Genomic DNA, 14,354 nt, shown 5'->3' with positions numbered 1-14,354 from the left:
TCCGGGCATCCGGGGAAGCGGGCCGCTAGAGCGCGCGCATCACCGAGACGACCTTGCCCATGATGCTGGCGTGGTCGCCGAGGATGGGCTCGTAGCGTGTGTTCTGGGGCAGGAGCCAGGTGTGGCCGTCGCGCTGGCGGAAGGTCTTCACGGTGGCTTCGTCGTCGAGCAGGGCTGCGACGATGTCGCCGTTCTGTGCGCTCTGCTGCTTGCGGACCACCACCCAGTCGCCGTCGCAGATCGCGGCGTCGACCATCGAGTCGCCGGAGACCCGGAGCATGAAGAGCTCGCCGTGGCCCACGAGCTGCCGGGGGAGGGGCATGACGTCCTCCACCACCTGGTCCGCGAGGATGGGCCCGCCCGCTGCGATGCGGCCCACGAGCGGTACCAGTGCCGTGTCCACCGCGACGCGGTGCTCGCCGGCGGACTTCCGCTCCGGTGCTCCGTCCGTGCCCGCCGACGCTTCCGGAGGCAGTGTGAGCGGCAGCAGGACCTCCATGGCGCGGGGGCGCTTGGGATCGCGCCGGAGATAGCCGAGCCGCTCCAGCTGCGACAGCTGGTGCGTCACGCTCGAGAGGCTCGCGAGCCCCACCGTGTCGCCGATCTCACGCATCGACGGCGGGTACCCCTTGTCCGCGATCGAACGCTGGATGGTCTCGAGGATCGTCAGCTGGCGCGCCGTCAGCCCCTTGGACACCGAACGGCCGCGGGGACGGCCGCGACCGGCCGAGATGGGCACGGCGTCCGCCGGCACCTCGGCCGTGTTCGATTCCGGCCGGTCCGTCCGTGTTGGTTCCGCCACTGTTGCGCCTTTCGCCCTGGACTGGAGATCCCGTTGTGCCCGCCTGCCGCCCCCCGCCTGCGCGGGAAGCGGTTCTGTCAGTGGCGGGTGATTGCCTGAGGTATGTCGACGCCGTGCCTGCCGCTCGGTAGCAGCCGGTGCCGTCGATGCCCTGCCCTGTTCACGCTAGGGCAGACGGTAGGGCTTTTCAAACATATGTTCGAGCGAGTCTCGACAACGGTCGTCGGTCAGTGCTAGAAATAGGCTCAGATAAATTAGAACACGCGTTCGAAACAGGAGTCCAGCCCTGATTGGCTATTCGAAGGGAAAGAGGCTAGGCAATGGCTGAAGCACCCGCACTGCACGGCAGCACGGCGCTATGGGCGCTGACCCCCACCCGCGGCGAGGGACGCCTGCGTCTCGTCCGCCCGGCGACACCGGAGCGCACCGCGACGGCCCGCCCGCGCGTACCCCGACCATCCCGCACGGCGACAGCACCCTCGATCTCCGCCCACGCATTCCTGCAGCCCCGGACCGCCCTGCAGTCTCCTGCCTCCACGCAGCCCCGCACCTCCATGCAGCCCCGCACCTCCATGCAGCCCCGTACCTCCACGCAGCGGAGTGCGGAGCGCCCCCTGACGCTTACGCGGCGCGGCCGGCTCGTCCTGGTCGGCCTGCCGATCGCGCTCGGCGTGGCGGCGCTCATCCTCCTCGGCGCCTTCCTCACCTCGCAGGCGCAGGCCGGGGAGTCGCTGCCCGCGCCGTCGTCGACCGTCGAGGTGAGCGTCGCGGCGGGGGAGTCCCTCTGGGACCTCGCCGTCCGGTTCGCACCGGAGCGCGATCCCCGCGACGTCGTCGCGGAGATGGTCGAGCTCAACGATCTCCGCGGCTCCGTCGTCCAGACCGGGCAGACCGTCGCGATCCCCGCGGCCGGCTAGGCACGCAGCACCCGGCGGCGGCAATCGTCGTCATCCGGTACCGGCCGTTCGCCGCTGCAGCCGGCATCGCTTAAACTCGTGAGGTGCCCTCCTCCGTCGACGCCCTCGCAAACCTCCCGCTGCGTGACGACCTCGTGGGGCTGCACCCCTACGGCGCCCCCCAGCTGGACGTCCCGATCCTCCTGAACGTGAACGAGAACACGCACGGCGTCCCCGACGACGTGCACGCGGCCATCGTGGAGGCCGTCGCCCGGGCCACGCAGGGGCTGAACCGCTACCCGGACCGCGAATTCACCGAACTCCGGAAGAACCTCGCCGACTACCTCGGCCACGGCCTCACCCCCGACCAGCTCTGGGCGGCCAACGGCTCCAACGAGGTCCTGCAGCAGGTCCTCCAGGCCTTCGGCGGACCGGGGCGGACGGCGATCGGATTCCCGCCCACCTATTCCATGTACCCGCTGCTGGCCAGCGGCACGGGCACGCGCTACGTCACGGCGGAGCGCGGGGCCGCCTACGCCATGACGCCCGAGGCCACGGCCCGGGCGGTCCGCGAGTCCGGCGCGAACATCGTCTTCCTGTGCTCGCCGAACAACCCCACCGGCACGGCCCTGGGTCTCGACGTCATCGAGGCCGCCTACGACGCCGGCGAGGCCGCCCGCGCCATCATCATCGTCGACGAGGCGTACGGGGAGTTCGCGCAGCAGGGCACGCCGAGCGCGCTTACGCTGTTGCCCGGGCGCCCGCGGCTGCTCGTGTCCCGCACCATGAGCAAGGCCTTCGCCCTCGCCGGAGCCAGGATCGGCTACCTCGCGGCCGCGCCCGAGATCACCGACGCCCTGCGGCTGGTGCGCCTGCCGTACCACCTGTCCGCCATCACGCAGGCCGCGGCCAACGCCGCGCTCACGCACGCGGACACGCTGCTGTCCAACGTCGAGGCGATCAAGGTGCAGCGGGACCGCATCGTGAGGGAACTGGAGGGGCTCGGCCTGTCGCCGGCACCGTCGGATGCGAACTTCGTGTTCTTCTCCGGCCTCGAGGATCCGCATCGCGTCTGGGAGGGACTGCTGGAGGCCGGGGTCCTCATCCGCGACGTCGGCATCACCGGGTCCCTGCGGGTCACCGCGGGAACAGAACACGAGACCACGGTGTTCCTCTCGGCGTTGACGAAGCTGCTCTAGCCCGCTCCGGCCCGCATGGAGCATCGTCCCGCACGCGAGTCTCCTAGACTTGGGGGCGGTCCCGCACCTCACCGTGCATCGCCCCCAGCCACCGCCGAACCCCGATCGGTGCCGGATGCCCGGCAGCGCACAGAAGGAATGCAATGACAGTTGATGCCGCCCGCGGCCGCACGGCCCGGATCGAACGCGTCACGAGCGAGTCCAGCGTCGTCGTCGAGCTCGACCTCGACGGCACCGGGGTGTCCTCGATCGACACCACGGTGCCCTTCTACGACCACATGCTCACCGCCCTGTCGAAGCACTCGCTGATCGACCTCGCCATCACGTCCTCCGGGGACACGCACATCGACGTCCACCACACGGTCGAGGACACCGCGATCGCCATCGGGGAGGCGCTCCGCATCGCCCTCGGCACGAAGGCCGGCATCCGCCGCTTCGGCGAGGCCACGGTCCCGCTGGACGAAGCCCTCGCGAACGCCGTCGTCGACATCTCGGGACGCCCGTACCTCGTGCACGGCGGCGAACCGGCGGGCCAGGAGTACCACCTCATCGGCGGCCACTTCACGGGATCGCTCACCCGGCACGTGCTGGAGGCCATCGCACTGCACGCGCAGATCTGCCTGCACGTCACCGTCCTCGCCGGCCGCGACCCGCACCACATCGTCGAGGCCCAGTTCAAGGCCCTCGCCCGGGCGCTCCGTGCCGCTGTGGAACCCGATCCCCGGGTCGAGGGCATCCCCTCCACGAAGGGAGCACTGTGAGCCCGCGTACCGTGACCGTGCTCGACTACGGCTCGGGCAACGTCCGCTCCGTCGTCCGCGCCCTCGAACACGTGGGAGCCGACGTCGTACTGAGCGCCAAGCCCGACGACGTCCTCACCGCCGACGGCCTGCTGGTCCCGGGCGTGGGAGCGTTCGCCGCCGTCATGAAGGGACTCAAGGACGTCGACGCGCTGCGCATGATCGGCCGGCGCGTGGCCGGCGGCCGCCCCGTCCTCGGGATCTGCGTGGGACTCCAGGTGCTCTTCGACGAGGGCGTGGAGCACGGCGTGCGCACGCCGGGTATGGGCGAATGGCCCGGCACGGTCGAGCGGCTCCAGGCCGACGTCGTCCCCCACATGGGCTGGAACACCGTGGAGGCCCCCGCGGACACCGTCCTGTTCGACGGCATCGGGGACGAGCGTTTCTACTTCGTGCACTCCTACGGCGTCCAGGACTGGTCCTTCGACGTCACCCAGCCCGCCATGAAGCCCCCGCAGGTCACCTGGTCCCACCACGGCGGGCCCTTCATCGCCGCGGTCGAGAACGGCCCGCTCAGCGCCACGCAGTTCCACCCCGAGAAGTCGGGCGACGCCGGAGCGCAGCTGCTGCGGAACTGGATCGAGGGCCTGCGGTGAACCGGTGCTGAGCCTCGTGCTCATGGGAGCCGCCGGCCTCCTCATCGGCGGCGCGTACTCCCTGCGCAGCCAGGACTTCCCGCGCTGGGTGTGGATCGCCTTCCTCGCGCTGGCGGGCCTCTCGCTCTTCGCCGCCTACCTCTTCACCCTCCCCGGCGACTAGCCGGACCCGACCCGACCCCATCCCGCAGGACTTCCGCAGCCCGCAGACCGCACGAAAGCAGACCATGAGCCCCTTCGCCGAACAGCCCTCACTCGAACTCCTCCCCGCCGTCGACGTCGCCGACGGGCAGGCCGTCCGCCTCGTCCAGGGCGAGGCCGGCAGCGAGACCGGCTACGGCGACCCGCTCGACGCGGCCCTCGCGTGGCAGGAGGCCGGGGCGGAGTGGGTCCACCTGGTCGACCTGGACGCCGCATTCGGCCGGGGGTCCAACCAGCCCCTGCTCGAGCGCGTGGTGAAGCACCTCGACATCAAGGTGGAGCTCTCCGGCGGCATCCGGGACGACGCATCCCTCGACGCCGCACTCGAGCTCGGCGCCACGCGGGTGAACCTCGGAACGGCCGCCCTGGAGAACCCCGAGTGGACCGAACTCGCCATCGCCCGGTACGGCGACGCCGTCGCCGTCGGACTCGACGTGCGCGGCACCACGCTCGCGGCCCGCGGCTGGACGGAGGACGGCGGCGACCTCTGGGAGGTCCTGCAGCGCCTCGAGGACGCCGGCTGCGCACGCTACGTCGTGACGGACGTGACGAAGGACGGGACGCTCAAGGGGCCGAACATCGCCCTGCTCGAGCAGGTGCTGACCAGGACCACCCGCCCGGTCGTGGCGTCGGGCGGGATCTCGAGCCTGGACGACATCGCGGCCCTCCGCGACCTCGTGCCGCGCGGGCTGGAGGGCGCCATCGTCGGCAAGGCCCTCTACGCCGGTGCCTTCACCCTGCCGCAGGCACTGGATGTGGCAGGGCTGCCCGCAGCGTGAGCCGGAGGGAGCTGCCCGCCCACATCGCCGCGGCGCTCGCCGGCAACACCGCCGACTCCGCGGGCCGGGCATGGGCGGGCCGGGACCTGTCCGGTCCCGAGAATCCGCTGCACGCCTTCGACGACGACGACGGTTCCGCCGACCACGCGCTCTCGGCTGCCGTGGCAGGGCTCCTGGGAGCCTCGGACGGGACGGTGGACCAGCCCGGCCCGCGCGAACGGGCGGTCTTCGCGGCCCTCACCACCGCACGCGTGTTCATCCCCATCGTCGCCCGACTCGGCCAGGGGGCGGAGGGCGTCGCCGGCCTGGCGGCCGACAAGGAAGCCGAGATGGCGCTCGTCACGTTGACAGCGCCGGACGGGCGGAAGGCCCTGCCGGTGTTCTCCTCCACGGCGGCGCTGACCCGCTGGCACGCGGATGCGAGGCCCGTGGCGGCCTACGCCGCGCGAGCCGCCCTGGCCGCGGCGGCGGAGGACGCCGAACTGATGGTGCTCGACCCGGGCGGCGAGTTGACGGTCGTCCTCCGGCGTCCTGCCGTGTGGGCCCTCGCCCGGCAGATCGACTGGAGACCGTCGTACGAGGACCCCGACCTGGCATCGCTCGTCGCGACCGCGGCGGGCGAGGTGCCGGACATCCTCTCCGTGGCTCTCCGGCCCGCCGCCGGCGTCCTCGCACGGGCCGCCGACGGTACCATTGCTTCCGGCGGAGGACCCGGACCGGAGCTGCGGATGGACCTGCGGCTCCGCGGTGGGCTGGGGCCGCAGGAGGTGCACGACGTCGTCGCGGCCTTCCGGGCGACGCTCCTGGGCCTCGATGCCTTCGTGGAACGCGTCGACTCGCTCGATATCAAACTCACCCGCTGACGCAGCGCCGTCGGCCAGGAAAGACAGAGCCGTGAACTTCGCCGTCTACCGCGACCTGCTGCGGATCCGCTCCGTGCGGACGCTGCTGATCATCGGGATGATCGCCCGCTTCCCCCACTCCGCGGCAGGCGTGCTGCTGACCCTGCACGTGGTGCAGACCCTCGACCGGGGCTACGCCGAAGCGGGCGCCGTGGCGGCCGTCGTCACGATCGGCATCGCCGTGGGCGCTCCCTGGCGCGGCCGGCGGATCGACGACGTGGGGCTGCGCCGGGCACTCATCCCGTCGGTGGTCGCCGAGGCGATCATCTGGTCGATCGCGCCGCACCTGTCCTACCAGTGGCTGCTCGTCGCGGCCCTGATCGGGGGACTCTTCACCCTCCCGGCCTTCTCGGTGATCCGCCAGGCACTCGGCGTCCTGGTGGACGGTGACCGCCGGCGCACGGCCTTCACCCTCGATGCGATCTCCACGGAAGTGGTCTTCATGGCGGGGCCGGCGGTCGGCGTCGTCCTCGCCACGCAGGTGTCCTCCGTCCTCGGCCTCACCCTCGTCGGCGTCGCCGCCGCGTCGGCCGGGCTCTTCCTCATGTGGATCAACCCTGCGACGCGGTCGGAGCAGCTGCACGACGCGGCCCCCGTCGCGGACCCCGTCCCGGCACCCGGGCCGGCGGTGCTCGGCGAGGCACCGGCCGACCTCGTCGGATACCCGGGCACGACGGCGGGGCGCGGGTCCTCGATGCTGCGCAGGGGAGTGCGTCGCGCGTTCCCGTGGCTGACGGCGCCGCTCGTCCTGGTCATGGTGATCGCCGCGGGTGCCGGACTGGTCCTTTCGGGGTCCGAGGTCGGCATCGTCGCGGCCCTCGAGCTCGCCGGGAACGAGGGGCAGCTGGGGCTCGTGTTCGTGGCGTGGTGCGCGGCGTCGGTGGTCGGCGGTCTCCTCTACGGAGCCCTGCACCGGCCGGTCCCGCCGTCGCTGCTGCTGCTCGGCATGGGACTCCTGACGCTGCCCATGGGATTCGCCCAGGACACGCTCTCACTGGCACTGCTGTCCATCCCACCGGGTCTGCTGTGTGCGCCGGTCCTCTCTGCCGCCTCGGAGAAGGTCGCGGACCTCGTCGCGGAGGACCGGCGGGGGGAGGCCATGGGCTGGTACGGCTCCGCGCTGACCTCCGGTGTGGCGCTGGGCGCACCGGTGGCAGGGCTGCTCATCGACGCGACCGGCCCCTGGGGCGGTTTCACCGCCGTGTCCGTGGTCTCCGCGGCCATCGGCGCCATCGGCTACCTCGCGCGCGGTCGGAGCCTCCGGTCCCCGGCGGCATCGGGGCAGCCCGCTCGGTAGCGGGCCGCCGGGAAGCGCTAGTTGACCGGCCCGGTGTACTTCTCGCCAGGGCCCTGGCCGGGCGGGTCGGGGATGATCGATGCCTCCCGGAAAGCGAGCTGCAGGGAGCGGAGCCCGTCGCGCAGCGGTCCGGCGTGCTGGGAACCGATCTCCGGCGCCGCGGCCGTCACGAAACCGGCGAGAGCGGTGATGAGCTTGCGCGCCTCGTCGAGGTCCTTGAGCTGCTCGGCGTTCTCCTCGTGGCCGAGGCCGCACTTCACCGCCGCGGCGCTCATGAGGTGGACTGCGGAGGTGACGATGACCTCGACGGCGGCCACCTCGGAGATGTCCCTCATCTGCCGTCGGACGTCCTGCTCGGCGTCGTCCGGCGTGTCGTGGCCCTGCTCCTGCTCGTCCGCGAAGCTGCGGCGGGTCACCGGTGCGGGCACCTCGTCGGGGGCGGGCTGCGGATTGTCGTGTGGGGTGTCCATACTGGTAAGCTTGGCATAGACCAACCGGTCGCCGTTACTTGCCGTGCTCCCTCCAGGAGCGGCGGGTGGTGGCCGGGATGCAAGCGGAGTCCTCTCCCACCCGCGTTTGCCTGGTGCGACCGCTCGTCGCATTGCAGGTAGCCGGGTCACCTGGTCGGTTCTGCCGTTGCGCAGGAGGCTTCTGCCTCCCCGACCGTGCATGACCGGTTACCGAGGCCTTCGATTGCGCATGCAATGGAAGGCCTTCTTTCGTCTGCAGGCGGTTTCAGCTTGAGTATCCACAGGAGTCACACATCAGCGAGCCAAGAATCAACGATCGTATCCGCGTTCCCGAGGTGCGGTTGGTCGGACCTGCCGGCGAACAGGTAGGAATCGTCCGTATCGAGGACGCACTCCGACTTGCCGCCGAGTCCGACCTGGATCTTGTCGAGGTAGCACCGCAGGCCAAGCCGCCGGTCGCCAAGCTCATGGATTTTGGCAAATACAAGTACGAGGCGGCCGTCAAGGCCCGCGAGGCGCGGAAGAACCAGACCAACACGGTCCTGAAGGAGATCCGTTTCCGCCTCAAGATCGACACGCACGACTACGAGACCAAGCGCGGCCACGCCATCCGCTTCCTCGGCGCCGGCGACAAGGTCAAGGCCATGATCCAGTTCCGCGGACGTGAGCAGCAGCGCCCCGAGATGGGTATCCGCCTGCTGCAGAAGTTCGCGGAAGATGTCGCCGAGGTAGGCATCGTCGAGTCCTCGCCGCGTATCGACGGCCGCAACATGGTCATGGTCATCGGTCCCACGAAGAACAAGGCCGAAGCCAAGGCGGAGGCGCGACGGGAGACCCAGCGTGCCGAGGCCAAGGCAGCGAACGAGGCCGCCAGGAACGGCGAGGCGCCGCCGCGCGTCGATACCTCCGGTGCCGACAACGCGCCGCTGACGCAGTCCCTCGCGGACCTGCTGCCCGAGGGCTACGAGATCAGGAGTGCGCCCGAGGCAGTCGAGACCGTCGCAGCCGAGACCGACACCGCAGCCGAGGCACAGCAGACGGGTGCCCCCCAGGCACCCGCCCAGAGCGCGCCCACGGCGGAGGCGACGGACTCCGGCACGACGGCGGCACAGCCCGTGCAGGCACCGAAGGCGGAGCAGGCTCCGGCAGCACCGGCCCGCACCTCCTCGGCCCCGCGGTCGACGGCGCCGCGTCCGGCTGCCGAACGCCCTGCCACGTCCCGGCCCGCTTCGGCTCCGCGCCCTGCGACGTCCCGCCCCGCAGCGGCTGCCCCGGCACCGAGGTCGGCTCCGCCCGCCCCCGCACCGAGGCCTGCCGCAGCGGCCCCCAAGCCCGCCGCGTCGGCACCGAAGCCGTCCGCAGCAGCCCAGCCCTCGGCCACGCCGAAGCCCGGAGCGCCGAAGCCGTCGGCGACCCCCAAGCCCGCCGGCAGGACGGCTCCCTCCAAGAGCCCGACCAGTCGGCCCAAGCCCGGGAGCACGGACTAGGCCTTCAGGCCGGTCCTGACGGGCTCGTTCCACAACCAGCAGGCATCGACACGGTGCCGAACTCCGGGCGCACCCGCCCCGGCTACCAGAAGGAGATCGGTTCCCATGCCGAAGATGAAGACCCACAGCGGCGCCAAGAAGCGCTTCAAGCTGACCGGAAGCGGAAAGCTCAAGCGCCAGCAGGCCAACCGCCGTCACTACCTCGAGCACAAGTCCTCGACCGTGACGCGCCGCCTCGCGAGCGACAAGATCGTCTCGAAGGCCGACACCAAGACCATCAAGAAGATGCTGGGCATCTAACCACCTATCCACCCCGGGGAAAGCGTTCGCACGGACTGTGCGGCGCTGCGGCTGCGGCCGTCACCGAAGAACAAAAGGAGTACGCACGTGGCACGTGTGAAGCGGGCAGTCAATGCCCACAAGAAGCGTCGGGTCATCCTCGAGCGCGCCAAGGGCTACCGCGGACAGCGTTCGCGCCTGTACCGCAAGGCCAAGGAGCAGCTGCTCCACTCGTTCGTCTACAGCTACGGCGACCGCCGCAAGCGCAAGGGCGACTTCCGTCGCCTCTGGATCCAGCGCATCAACGCTGCCTCCCGCGCCAACGGCCTGACCTACAACCGCCTGATCCAGGGCCTCAAGGCCGCCGAGATCCAGGTCGACCGCCGGATGCTCGCCGACCTCGCCGTCACGGACGGAGCCGCCTTCGCCGCGCTCGTCCAGATCGCGAAGAACGCCCTGCCGGCCGACACGTCGGCCCCGCTCAAGGCCTCGGCCTAGGCACATCGGCTGGAGCGGGCCGTGCGGCCCGCCCGACCGGACCACGATGACTGACGACGGACGCCCCCAGGCGCCACTGATGACCAACACCCAGGCTGATCGGGTGAAGGAGGTGGCACGCCTGGCTGGGCGTCCGTCGCGTCTACGGCGCCGCGAGTTCCTCGCCGAGGGGCCGCAGGCCGTACGGGAGGCGCTGCGCCTCCATCTCGAACGGCGTGGGGAGGGCAGGGACGACGTGGTGGTCGGCGCCTATGCCACGCCGGAGGCGCTCGAGCGGCATGCCGACATCGCGGCGCTGCTCGCCCTGGACGGTGCGCCCGTCCTCCGCCTGGCGACGCCGGAGGTCCTCGCGGCGATGTCCTCCACCGTGACGCCGCAGGGCTTCGTGGCGGTCTGCCGGTTCGTCGACGTCCCGCTCGAGGACGTCCTCGCCGCCGGACCGCGGCTCGTGGCCGTGCTGGTCGAGGTGCGTGACCCGGGCAACGCGGGCACGATCATCCGCGCGGCCGACTCCGCCGGCGCCGGTGCGGTCATCCTCACCGGCGCGAGCGTGGATCCCTACAACCCGAAGACGGTGCGCTCCACCGTCGGTTCGCTGTTCCACCTGCCACTCGTCCTGGGCGTGGAGCTCGACGGGCTGACCGGCCGCCTGAAGGGTGGCGGGATGACCGTCCTCGCCGCCGACGGGTACGGGGCCGTGGATCTCGACGACCTGCAGGACGCGAGCGCTGCCCGCGCAGTGGGCGGAGGACCGTCCCCGAAGGGCGCCGGACCAGTGCCCGGCGCGGAAGGTCTTCCCGATTCCGTCCGCCTGGAGGATCCGACCGCGTGGCTCTTCGGCAACGAGGCGCAGGGACTACCGCCCGCGGTGACCGCCGCGGCCGACGCGAGGGTCGCCGTGCCCGTCTACGGGAACGCGGAATCCCTCAACGTCGGCACCGCCGCCACGGTCTGTCTCTACGCCTCGGCGCGCGCGCAGCGCGTCGGCTAGCGCGGCCTGCCGGCCGGAACCGAGTGCCGCGCCTCAGGCGACGGGGACCGACCGGCGCTGCGACCCGGCGCGTTGCCGCCGGTCCATCCTTCCGCTGACGAGGGCCACCCCGAGTCCCAGCACGGCGAGGACGGCACCCACGAGGGCCGGCGCCGTGAAGCCCCAACCCGCCGTGATGACGGCGCCCCCGAGTGCTGCACCGAGCGCGTTCGCCAGGTTCAGCGAGGAATGATTCATCGACGAGGCGAGGGAGGGCGCTCCGGGGGAGACGTCCAGGAGCCGCGCCTGCAGGGGCGGGATGAGGGTGGAGCCGGTGGCCCCGACCAGGAAGACGAAGACGCATGCCGACCAGGGCGTGCCGGCCGCGAGCGGGAACACCAGCAGAACCGCGGCGATGGCGGTCATCGACCCGTAGATGCTGCCCATGATCGACCTGTCCGCCAGCCGCCCGCCGAGGATGTTGCCGACCACCATGCCTACCCCGTACAGCGCGACGACGAACGGCAGGAGGGAAGCCCCCACCCCGGCCACTTCGGTCATCACCGGCGCGATGTAGGAGTAGACGGCGAAGAACCCGCCGAAACCCACGATCCCGATGAGCAGTGTCATCCACAGCTGCGGACGGCGCAGCGCTCCGAGCTCACCCCGGATGCTCGCTCCGGGCCGCACCGGGAGAGCCGGGACGAACACCCTGATGAGCACCAGCGTGGCCGCACCGATCAGCCCCACCAGCAGGAACATGGACCGCCAGCCGAACTGCTGGCCCACCCAGGTCGCGAAGGGCACCCCGACGACGTTCGCGATGCTGAGCCCGAGCATCACCATCGAGATGGCGCGCCCGCGCCTGGCAGGATCGGCGAGGGAGGCGGCGATGACGGCGGCCACACCGAAGTAGGCGCCGTGCGGCAGCCCGGACAGGAACCGGGAGACCAGCATCCACCCGAAGCCCGAGGCGAAGAACGAGGACAGGTTCGCCAGGGTGATGACCAGGGCGAGCGCGAGGGCGACCGAGCGCTGGGGTCTCTTCGCGCCGAGGGTGGCGAGGACCGGAGCGCCGACGACGACGCCGAGCGCGTAGGCCGAGATGACCTGACCGCCACGCTCGTAGTCGACGCCGAGATCGGCGCGCATCTGCTCGAGCAGACCCATGATGGTGAACTCGGTGGTCCCGAGGGCGAAGCCCCCCACGGCCAGCGCCCCGATGGCCATGGCCAACGGGCGGCCTGCGAGCCGCTGGGAGGACGTCGGGGATGGAACGGGGGCAGTCATGGGTGTCCTTGCGGCGTGATCATTCGAGGAAGGGAAGGTCGCCGCCCTCCGAGGCGCGGGGAGAACACGCGGCGACGCGGACGCGGACGCCGTCGTCTCCGTCAAGCGTAGGCGATGACCGCATCGGCCCGGGAAGTCAACAGAGAGCGGCGCCGCGGCGACATTGCTGCGGCACCGTCGGCGGTCCTACGGTGGATGGACGACAACGTGGTTCAGCAGCGGCCCGACGATCGTTCCGCTGAGGGAGACCCACCATGCCCACCACCTTTCCCCGGTCGCTGCAGCACGCGACGAGGTGCCCCGCCCCGACCGGCGGGGTGCGGTCATGAGGACCTTCGGCGTGGAGGAGGAGTTCCTCCTCGTCGACGCCGACGGCGGCCACGCGGTGCCGCTGGGCCAGGAGGCCTTCCGCCTGTGCCACGACGAGCGCCTGAGCTGCGAGATCAAGCAGGAACAGATCGAGACGAGTACCCACCCGTACGACGACGTGAACGACCTCGCCATGGACATCGCCCGGTGCCGGGCCCTCGCCGACGAGACGGCGCGGCGGGTGGGCGCACGGGCCGTGGCCCTCGCCACATCGCCCCAGCCCGCGCGCCCGATCGCCTCGCCGGGCACGCGCTACGAGCAGATGCAGGACACGTTCGCGCTGACGGCGAGCGAGCAGCTGACGTGCGGCTGCCATGTCCACGTCAGCGTGGCGGACGACGAGGAGGGCGTCGCTGTCCTCGACCGCATCCGCGCCTGGCTGCCGGTCCTCCTCGCGCTCTCGGGCAACTCGCCCTTCTGGAACGGGACGGACACCGGGTACGCCAGCTACCGGTCCCAGGCGTGGAGCCGCTGGCCCATGACCGGCCCGTGCGAGATCTTCGGCACGCCCGAGCACTACCACGCGACCGTCTCCGGGCTGCTCGACACGGCGGTGCCGGTGGACCTCGCGCAGATCTACTTCGACGCCCGCCTGAGTCACCACCACCCCACCGTCGAGGTACGCGTCAGCGATGTGTGCCTGTATTCGGACGACGCCGTCCTGCTCGCCCTGCTGACGCGGGGACTGGTCGAGACGGCGGCACGCGAGTGGCGCGCCGGCGTCGTCCCGCTCGCCGTGCCCACGGCCATGGTGAGGATGGCGTCCTGGCGGGCGGGCCGGTTCGGCCTGGACGGGAAGCTGCTGCATCCGCTCACCGGGAAGCCGCAGGACGCCGGCTCCGTGGCGCTGACGCTGCTGCGCCACGTCAGGCCGGCCCTCCGCGACCAGGGCGACGCGGAGATCGCCGAGTCGCTGCTGCGTCAGCTCCTGGCGCGCGGTACCGGGGCCCGGCGCCAGCGAGCGGCACTCCTGCGCCGGGGCAGCCTCGAGGACGTCGTCTCGGAGGCTCTCCGGGTCACCCATCTCGCGCGGGGCAGGATCGCGGACCATCACGAGGCGGCACGGCGGCCCGCGCACAGGATCCTGGCCAGGGCCACGGGCCGAGGACGCACAGCGATATCATGACGAGCCGGGGAGTCCGCCCGCAACGGGCGGCCCCGCCGGAACCACTCGCCGCAAGCGAACCACCGATAGAACCAAGCGAACCACCGATAGATCGGAGTGCATCATGGGCTGGACGCCGAACTCCTTCCAACTGCCGCAGAGCGAGCACCTGCGGCAGGACATCAACCTCCCCCAGGAACCCGAGAACGAGAGTGCCGCGGAGTTCTCCGAGGAGACGTACACCTCCACCGAACTCAACGCGGGGCAGCATGTCCCCGGCCTGAGCCCGCAGGGGGAGTACCGCCGCGGCGACAACCCCGAGCACCAGACGGCACCCACCGGGGACGCGCTCGCCTCGCCCGAGGAGAGCTGAGGACCGGATCGGACCACCCGACGCCGGTCGCATGCCGTGGT

The 14,354-nt window shown here is 71.4% G+C and carries 17 protein-coding genes; 14 read left to right on the top strand and 3 right to left on the bottom strand.

The features are described 5' to 3' along the window. Positions 1-25: 25 nt before the first annotated feature. On the bottom strand, positions 26-739 hold the full coding sequence (gene lexA, locus AC4D2C_RS16830) for a transcriptional repressor LexA (protein ID WP_490916090.1): 714 nt from the start codon (positions 737-739) through the stop codon (positions 26-28). A gap of 383 nt (positions 740-1,122) precedes the next feature. Here lexA and AC4D2C_RS16825 point away from each other — a divergent pair, with 383 nt between their 5' ends. The 8 genes from AC4D2C_RS16825 (at position 1,123) to AC4D2C_RS16790 (ending at position 7,472) form a co-directional block, all read left to right on the top strand. Then, positions 1,123-1,719, top strand: coding sequence for a LysM peptidoglycan-binding domain-containing protein (locus tag AC4D2C_RS16825; RefSeq protein ID WP_490915972.1), 597 nt, complete (start codon positions 1,123-1,125; stop codon positions 1,717-1,719). A gap of 83 nt (positions 1,720-1,802) precedes the next feature. After that, positions 1,803-2,897, top strand: coding sequence for a histidinol-phosphate transaminase (locus AC4D2C_RS16820; RefSeq protein WP_490915971.1), 1,095 nt, complete (start codon positions 1,803-1,805; stop codon positions 2,895-2,897). 143 nt (positions 2,898-3,040) lie between these two features. Next, complete coding sequence (gene hisB, locus AC4D2C_RS16815; protein WP_490908193.1) at positions 3,041-3,658, top strand: imidazoleglycerol-phosphate dehydratase HisB; 618 nt, start codon at positions 3,041-3,043, stop codon at positions 3,656-3,658. After that, positions 3,655-4,293, top strand: coding sequence for an imidazole glycerol phosphate synthase subunit HisH (gene hisH / locus AC4D2C_RS16810; protein ID WP_104050753.1), 639 nt, complete (start codon positions 3,655-3,657; stop codon positions 4,291-4,293). Before hisB ends, hisH begins: the two co-directional genes overlap by 4 nt. Positions 4,294-4,297: 4 nt before the next feature. After that, positions 4,298-4,456, top strand: coding sequence for a hypothetical protein (locus AC4D2C_RS16805; protein WP_490915970.1), 159 nt, complete (start codon positions 4,298-4,300; stop codon positions 4,454-4,456). Positions 4,457-4,520: 64 nt separating this feature from the next. Beyond that, positions 4,521-5,273 carry a bifunctional 1-(5-phosphoribosyl)-5-((5-phosphoribosylamino)methylideneamino)imidazole-4-carboxamide isomerase/phosphoribosylanthranilate isomerase PriA gene (gene priA, locus AC4D2C_RS16800; RefSeq protein WP_490915968.1) on the top strand — a complete coding sequence of 251 codons (753 nt, stop codon included), beginning with the start codon at positions 4,521-4,523 and terminating at the stop codon, positions 5,271-5,273. Next, entirely contained in the window at positions 5,270-6,136 is an 867-nt protein-coding gene (locus AC4D2C_RS16795) for an SseB family protein (RefSeq protein ID WP_490915967.1), read from the top strand. Before priA ends, AC4D2C_RS16795 begins: the two co-directional genes overlap by 4 nt. Before the next feature lie 31 nt (positions 6,137-6,167). Beyond that, positions 6,168-7,472 carry an MFS transporter gene (locus AC4D2C_RS16790; RefSeq protein WP_490915966.1) on the top strand — a complete coding sequence of 435 codons (1,305 nt, stop codon included), beginning with the start codon at positions 6,168-6,170 and terminating at the stop codon, positions 7,470-7,472. 17 nt (positions 7,473-7,489) lie between these two features. Here the strand turns inward: AC4D2C_RS16790 and AC4D2C_RS16785 are convergent, their stop codons facing one another. Further along, the gene (locus AC4D2C_RS16785) at positions 7,490-7,942 is read right to left on the bottom strand and encodes a DUF1844 domain-containing protein (RefSeq protein ID WP_490915965.1); all 453 of its coding nucleotides are present in this window, start codon (positions 7,940-7,942) and stop codon (positions 7,490-7,492) included. Positions 7,943-8,277: 335 nt separating this feature from the next. On the opposite strand from AC4D2C_RS16785, the gene infC reads away from it, so the two are divergent. From infC to AC4D2C_RS16765, 4 genes are all read left to right on the top strand, one after another. After that, positions 8,278-9,429 carry a translation initiation factor IF-3 gene (gene infC, locus AC4D2C_RS16780; protein WP_490915964.1) on the top strand — a complete coding sequence of 384 codons (1,152 nt, stop codon included), beginning with the start codon at positions 8,278-8,280 and terminating at the stop codon, positions 9,427-9,429. 105 nt (positions 9,430-9,534) lie between these two features. Continuing rightward, positions 9,535-9,729 (top strand): 50S ribosomal protein L35, encoded by a 195-nt coding sequence (gene rpmI / locus AC4D2C_RS16775; protein WP_490915963.1) that lies wholly within the window; start codon positions 9,535-9,537, stop codon positions 9,727-9,729. 87 nt (positions 9,730-9,816) lie between these two features. Further along, on the top strand, positions 9,817-10,206 hold the full coding sequence (gene rplT / locus AC4D2C_RS16770; protein WP_055772447.1) for a 50S ribosomal protein L20: 390 nt from the start codon (positions 9,817-9,819) through the stop codon (positions 10,204-10,206). 46 nt (positions 10,207-10,252) lie between these two features. Continuing rightward, the gene (locus AC4D2C_RS16765; protein WP_490915962.1) at positions 10,253-11,197 is read left to right on the top strand and encodes a TrmH family RNA methyltransferase; all 945 of its coding nucleotides are present in this window, start codon (positions 10,253-10,255) and stop codon (positions 11,195-11,197) included. A 33-nt stretch (positions 11,198-11,230) separates the two neighbouring features. Here the strand turns inward: AC4D2C_RS16765 and AC4D2C_RS16760 are convergent, their stop codons facing one another. Continuing rightward, positions 11,231-12,466 (bottom strand): MFS transporter, encoded by a 1,236-nt coding sequence (locus AC4D2C_RS16760; protein ID WP_490915961.1) that lies wholly within the window; start codon positions 12,464-12,466, stop codon positions 11,231-11,233. Between the two features lie 325 nt (positions 12,467-12,791). On the opposite strand from AC4D2C_RS16760, the gene AC4D2C_RS16755 reads away from it, so the two are divergent. Both AC4D2C_RS16755 and AC4D2C_RS16750 read left to right on the top strand, forming a co-directional pair. Continuing rightward, positions 12,792-13,961: a glutamate--cysteine ligase gene (locus AC4D2C_RS16755; protein ID WP_490915960.1), complete on the top strand. Its 1,170-nt coding sequence runs from the start codon at positions 12,792-12,794 to the stop codon at positions 13,959-13,961. 103 nt (positions 13,962-14,064) lie between these two features. After that, entirely contained in the window at positions 14,065-14,313 is a 249-nt protein-coding gene (locus tag AC4D2C_RS16750) for a hypothetical protein (RefSeq protein ID WP_490915958.1), read from the top strand. Positions 14,314-14,354: the final 41 nt, after the last annotated feature.

The sequence above is a fragment of the Arthrobacter sp. TJ-240 genome, assembly GCF_058269195.1.
This window is presented reverse-complemented; position numbering and strand designations above follow the sequence as displayed.

Bases quoted from the DNA above. Each gene is read 5' to 3' on its own strand.
- AC4D2C_RS16825 (WP_490915972.1), top strand. From the start codon at position 1,123: ATGGCTGAAGCACCCGCACTGCACGGCAGCACGGCGCTATGGGCGCTG.
- hisB (WP_490908193.1), top strand. From the start codon at position 3,041: ATGACAGTTGATGCCGCCCGCGGCCGCACGGCCCGGATCGAACGCGTC.
- priA (WP_490915968.1), top strand. From the start codon at position 4,521: ATGAGCCCCTTCGCCGAACAGCCCTCACTCGAACTCCTCCCCGCCGTC.
- AC4D2C_RS16785 (WP_490915965.1), bottom strand. From the start codon at position 7,942: ATGGACACCCCACACGACAATCCGCAGCCCGCCCCCGACGAGGTGCCC.
- rpmI (WP_490915963.1), top strand. From the start codon at position 9,535: ATGCCGAAGATGAAGACCCACAGCGGCGCCAAGAAGCGCTTCAAGCTG.
- AC4D2C_RS16765 (WP_490915962.1), top strand. From the start codon at position 10,253: ATGACTGACGACGGACGCCCCCAGGCGCCACTGATGACCAACACCCAG.
- AC4D2C_RS16760 (WP_490915961.1), bottom strand. From the start codon at position 12,466: ATGACTGCCCCCGTTCCATCCCCGACGTCCTCCCAGCGGCTCGCAGGC.
- AC4D2C_RS16755 (WP_490915960.1), top strand. From the start codon at position 12,792: ATGAGGACCTTCGGCGTGGAGGAGGAGTTCCTCCTCGTCGACGCCGAC.
- AC4D2C_RS16750 (WP_490915958.1), top strand. From the start codon at position 14,065: ATGGGCTGGACGCCGAACTCCTTCCAACTGCCGCAGAGCGAGCACCTG.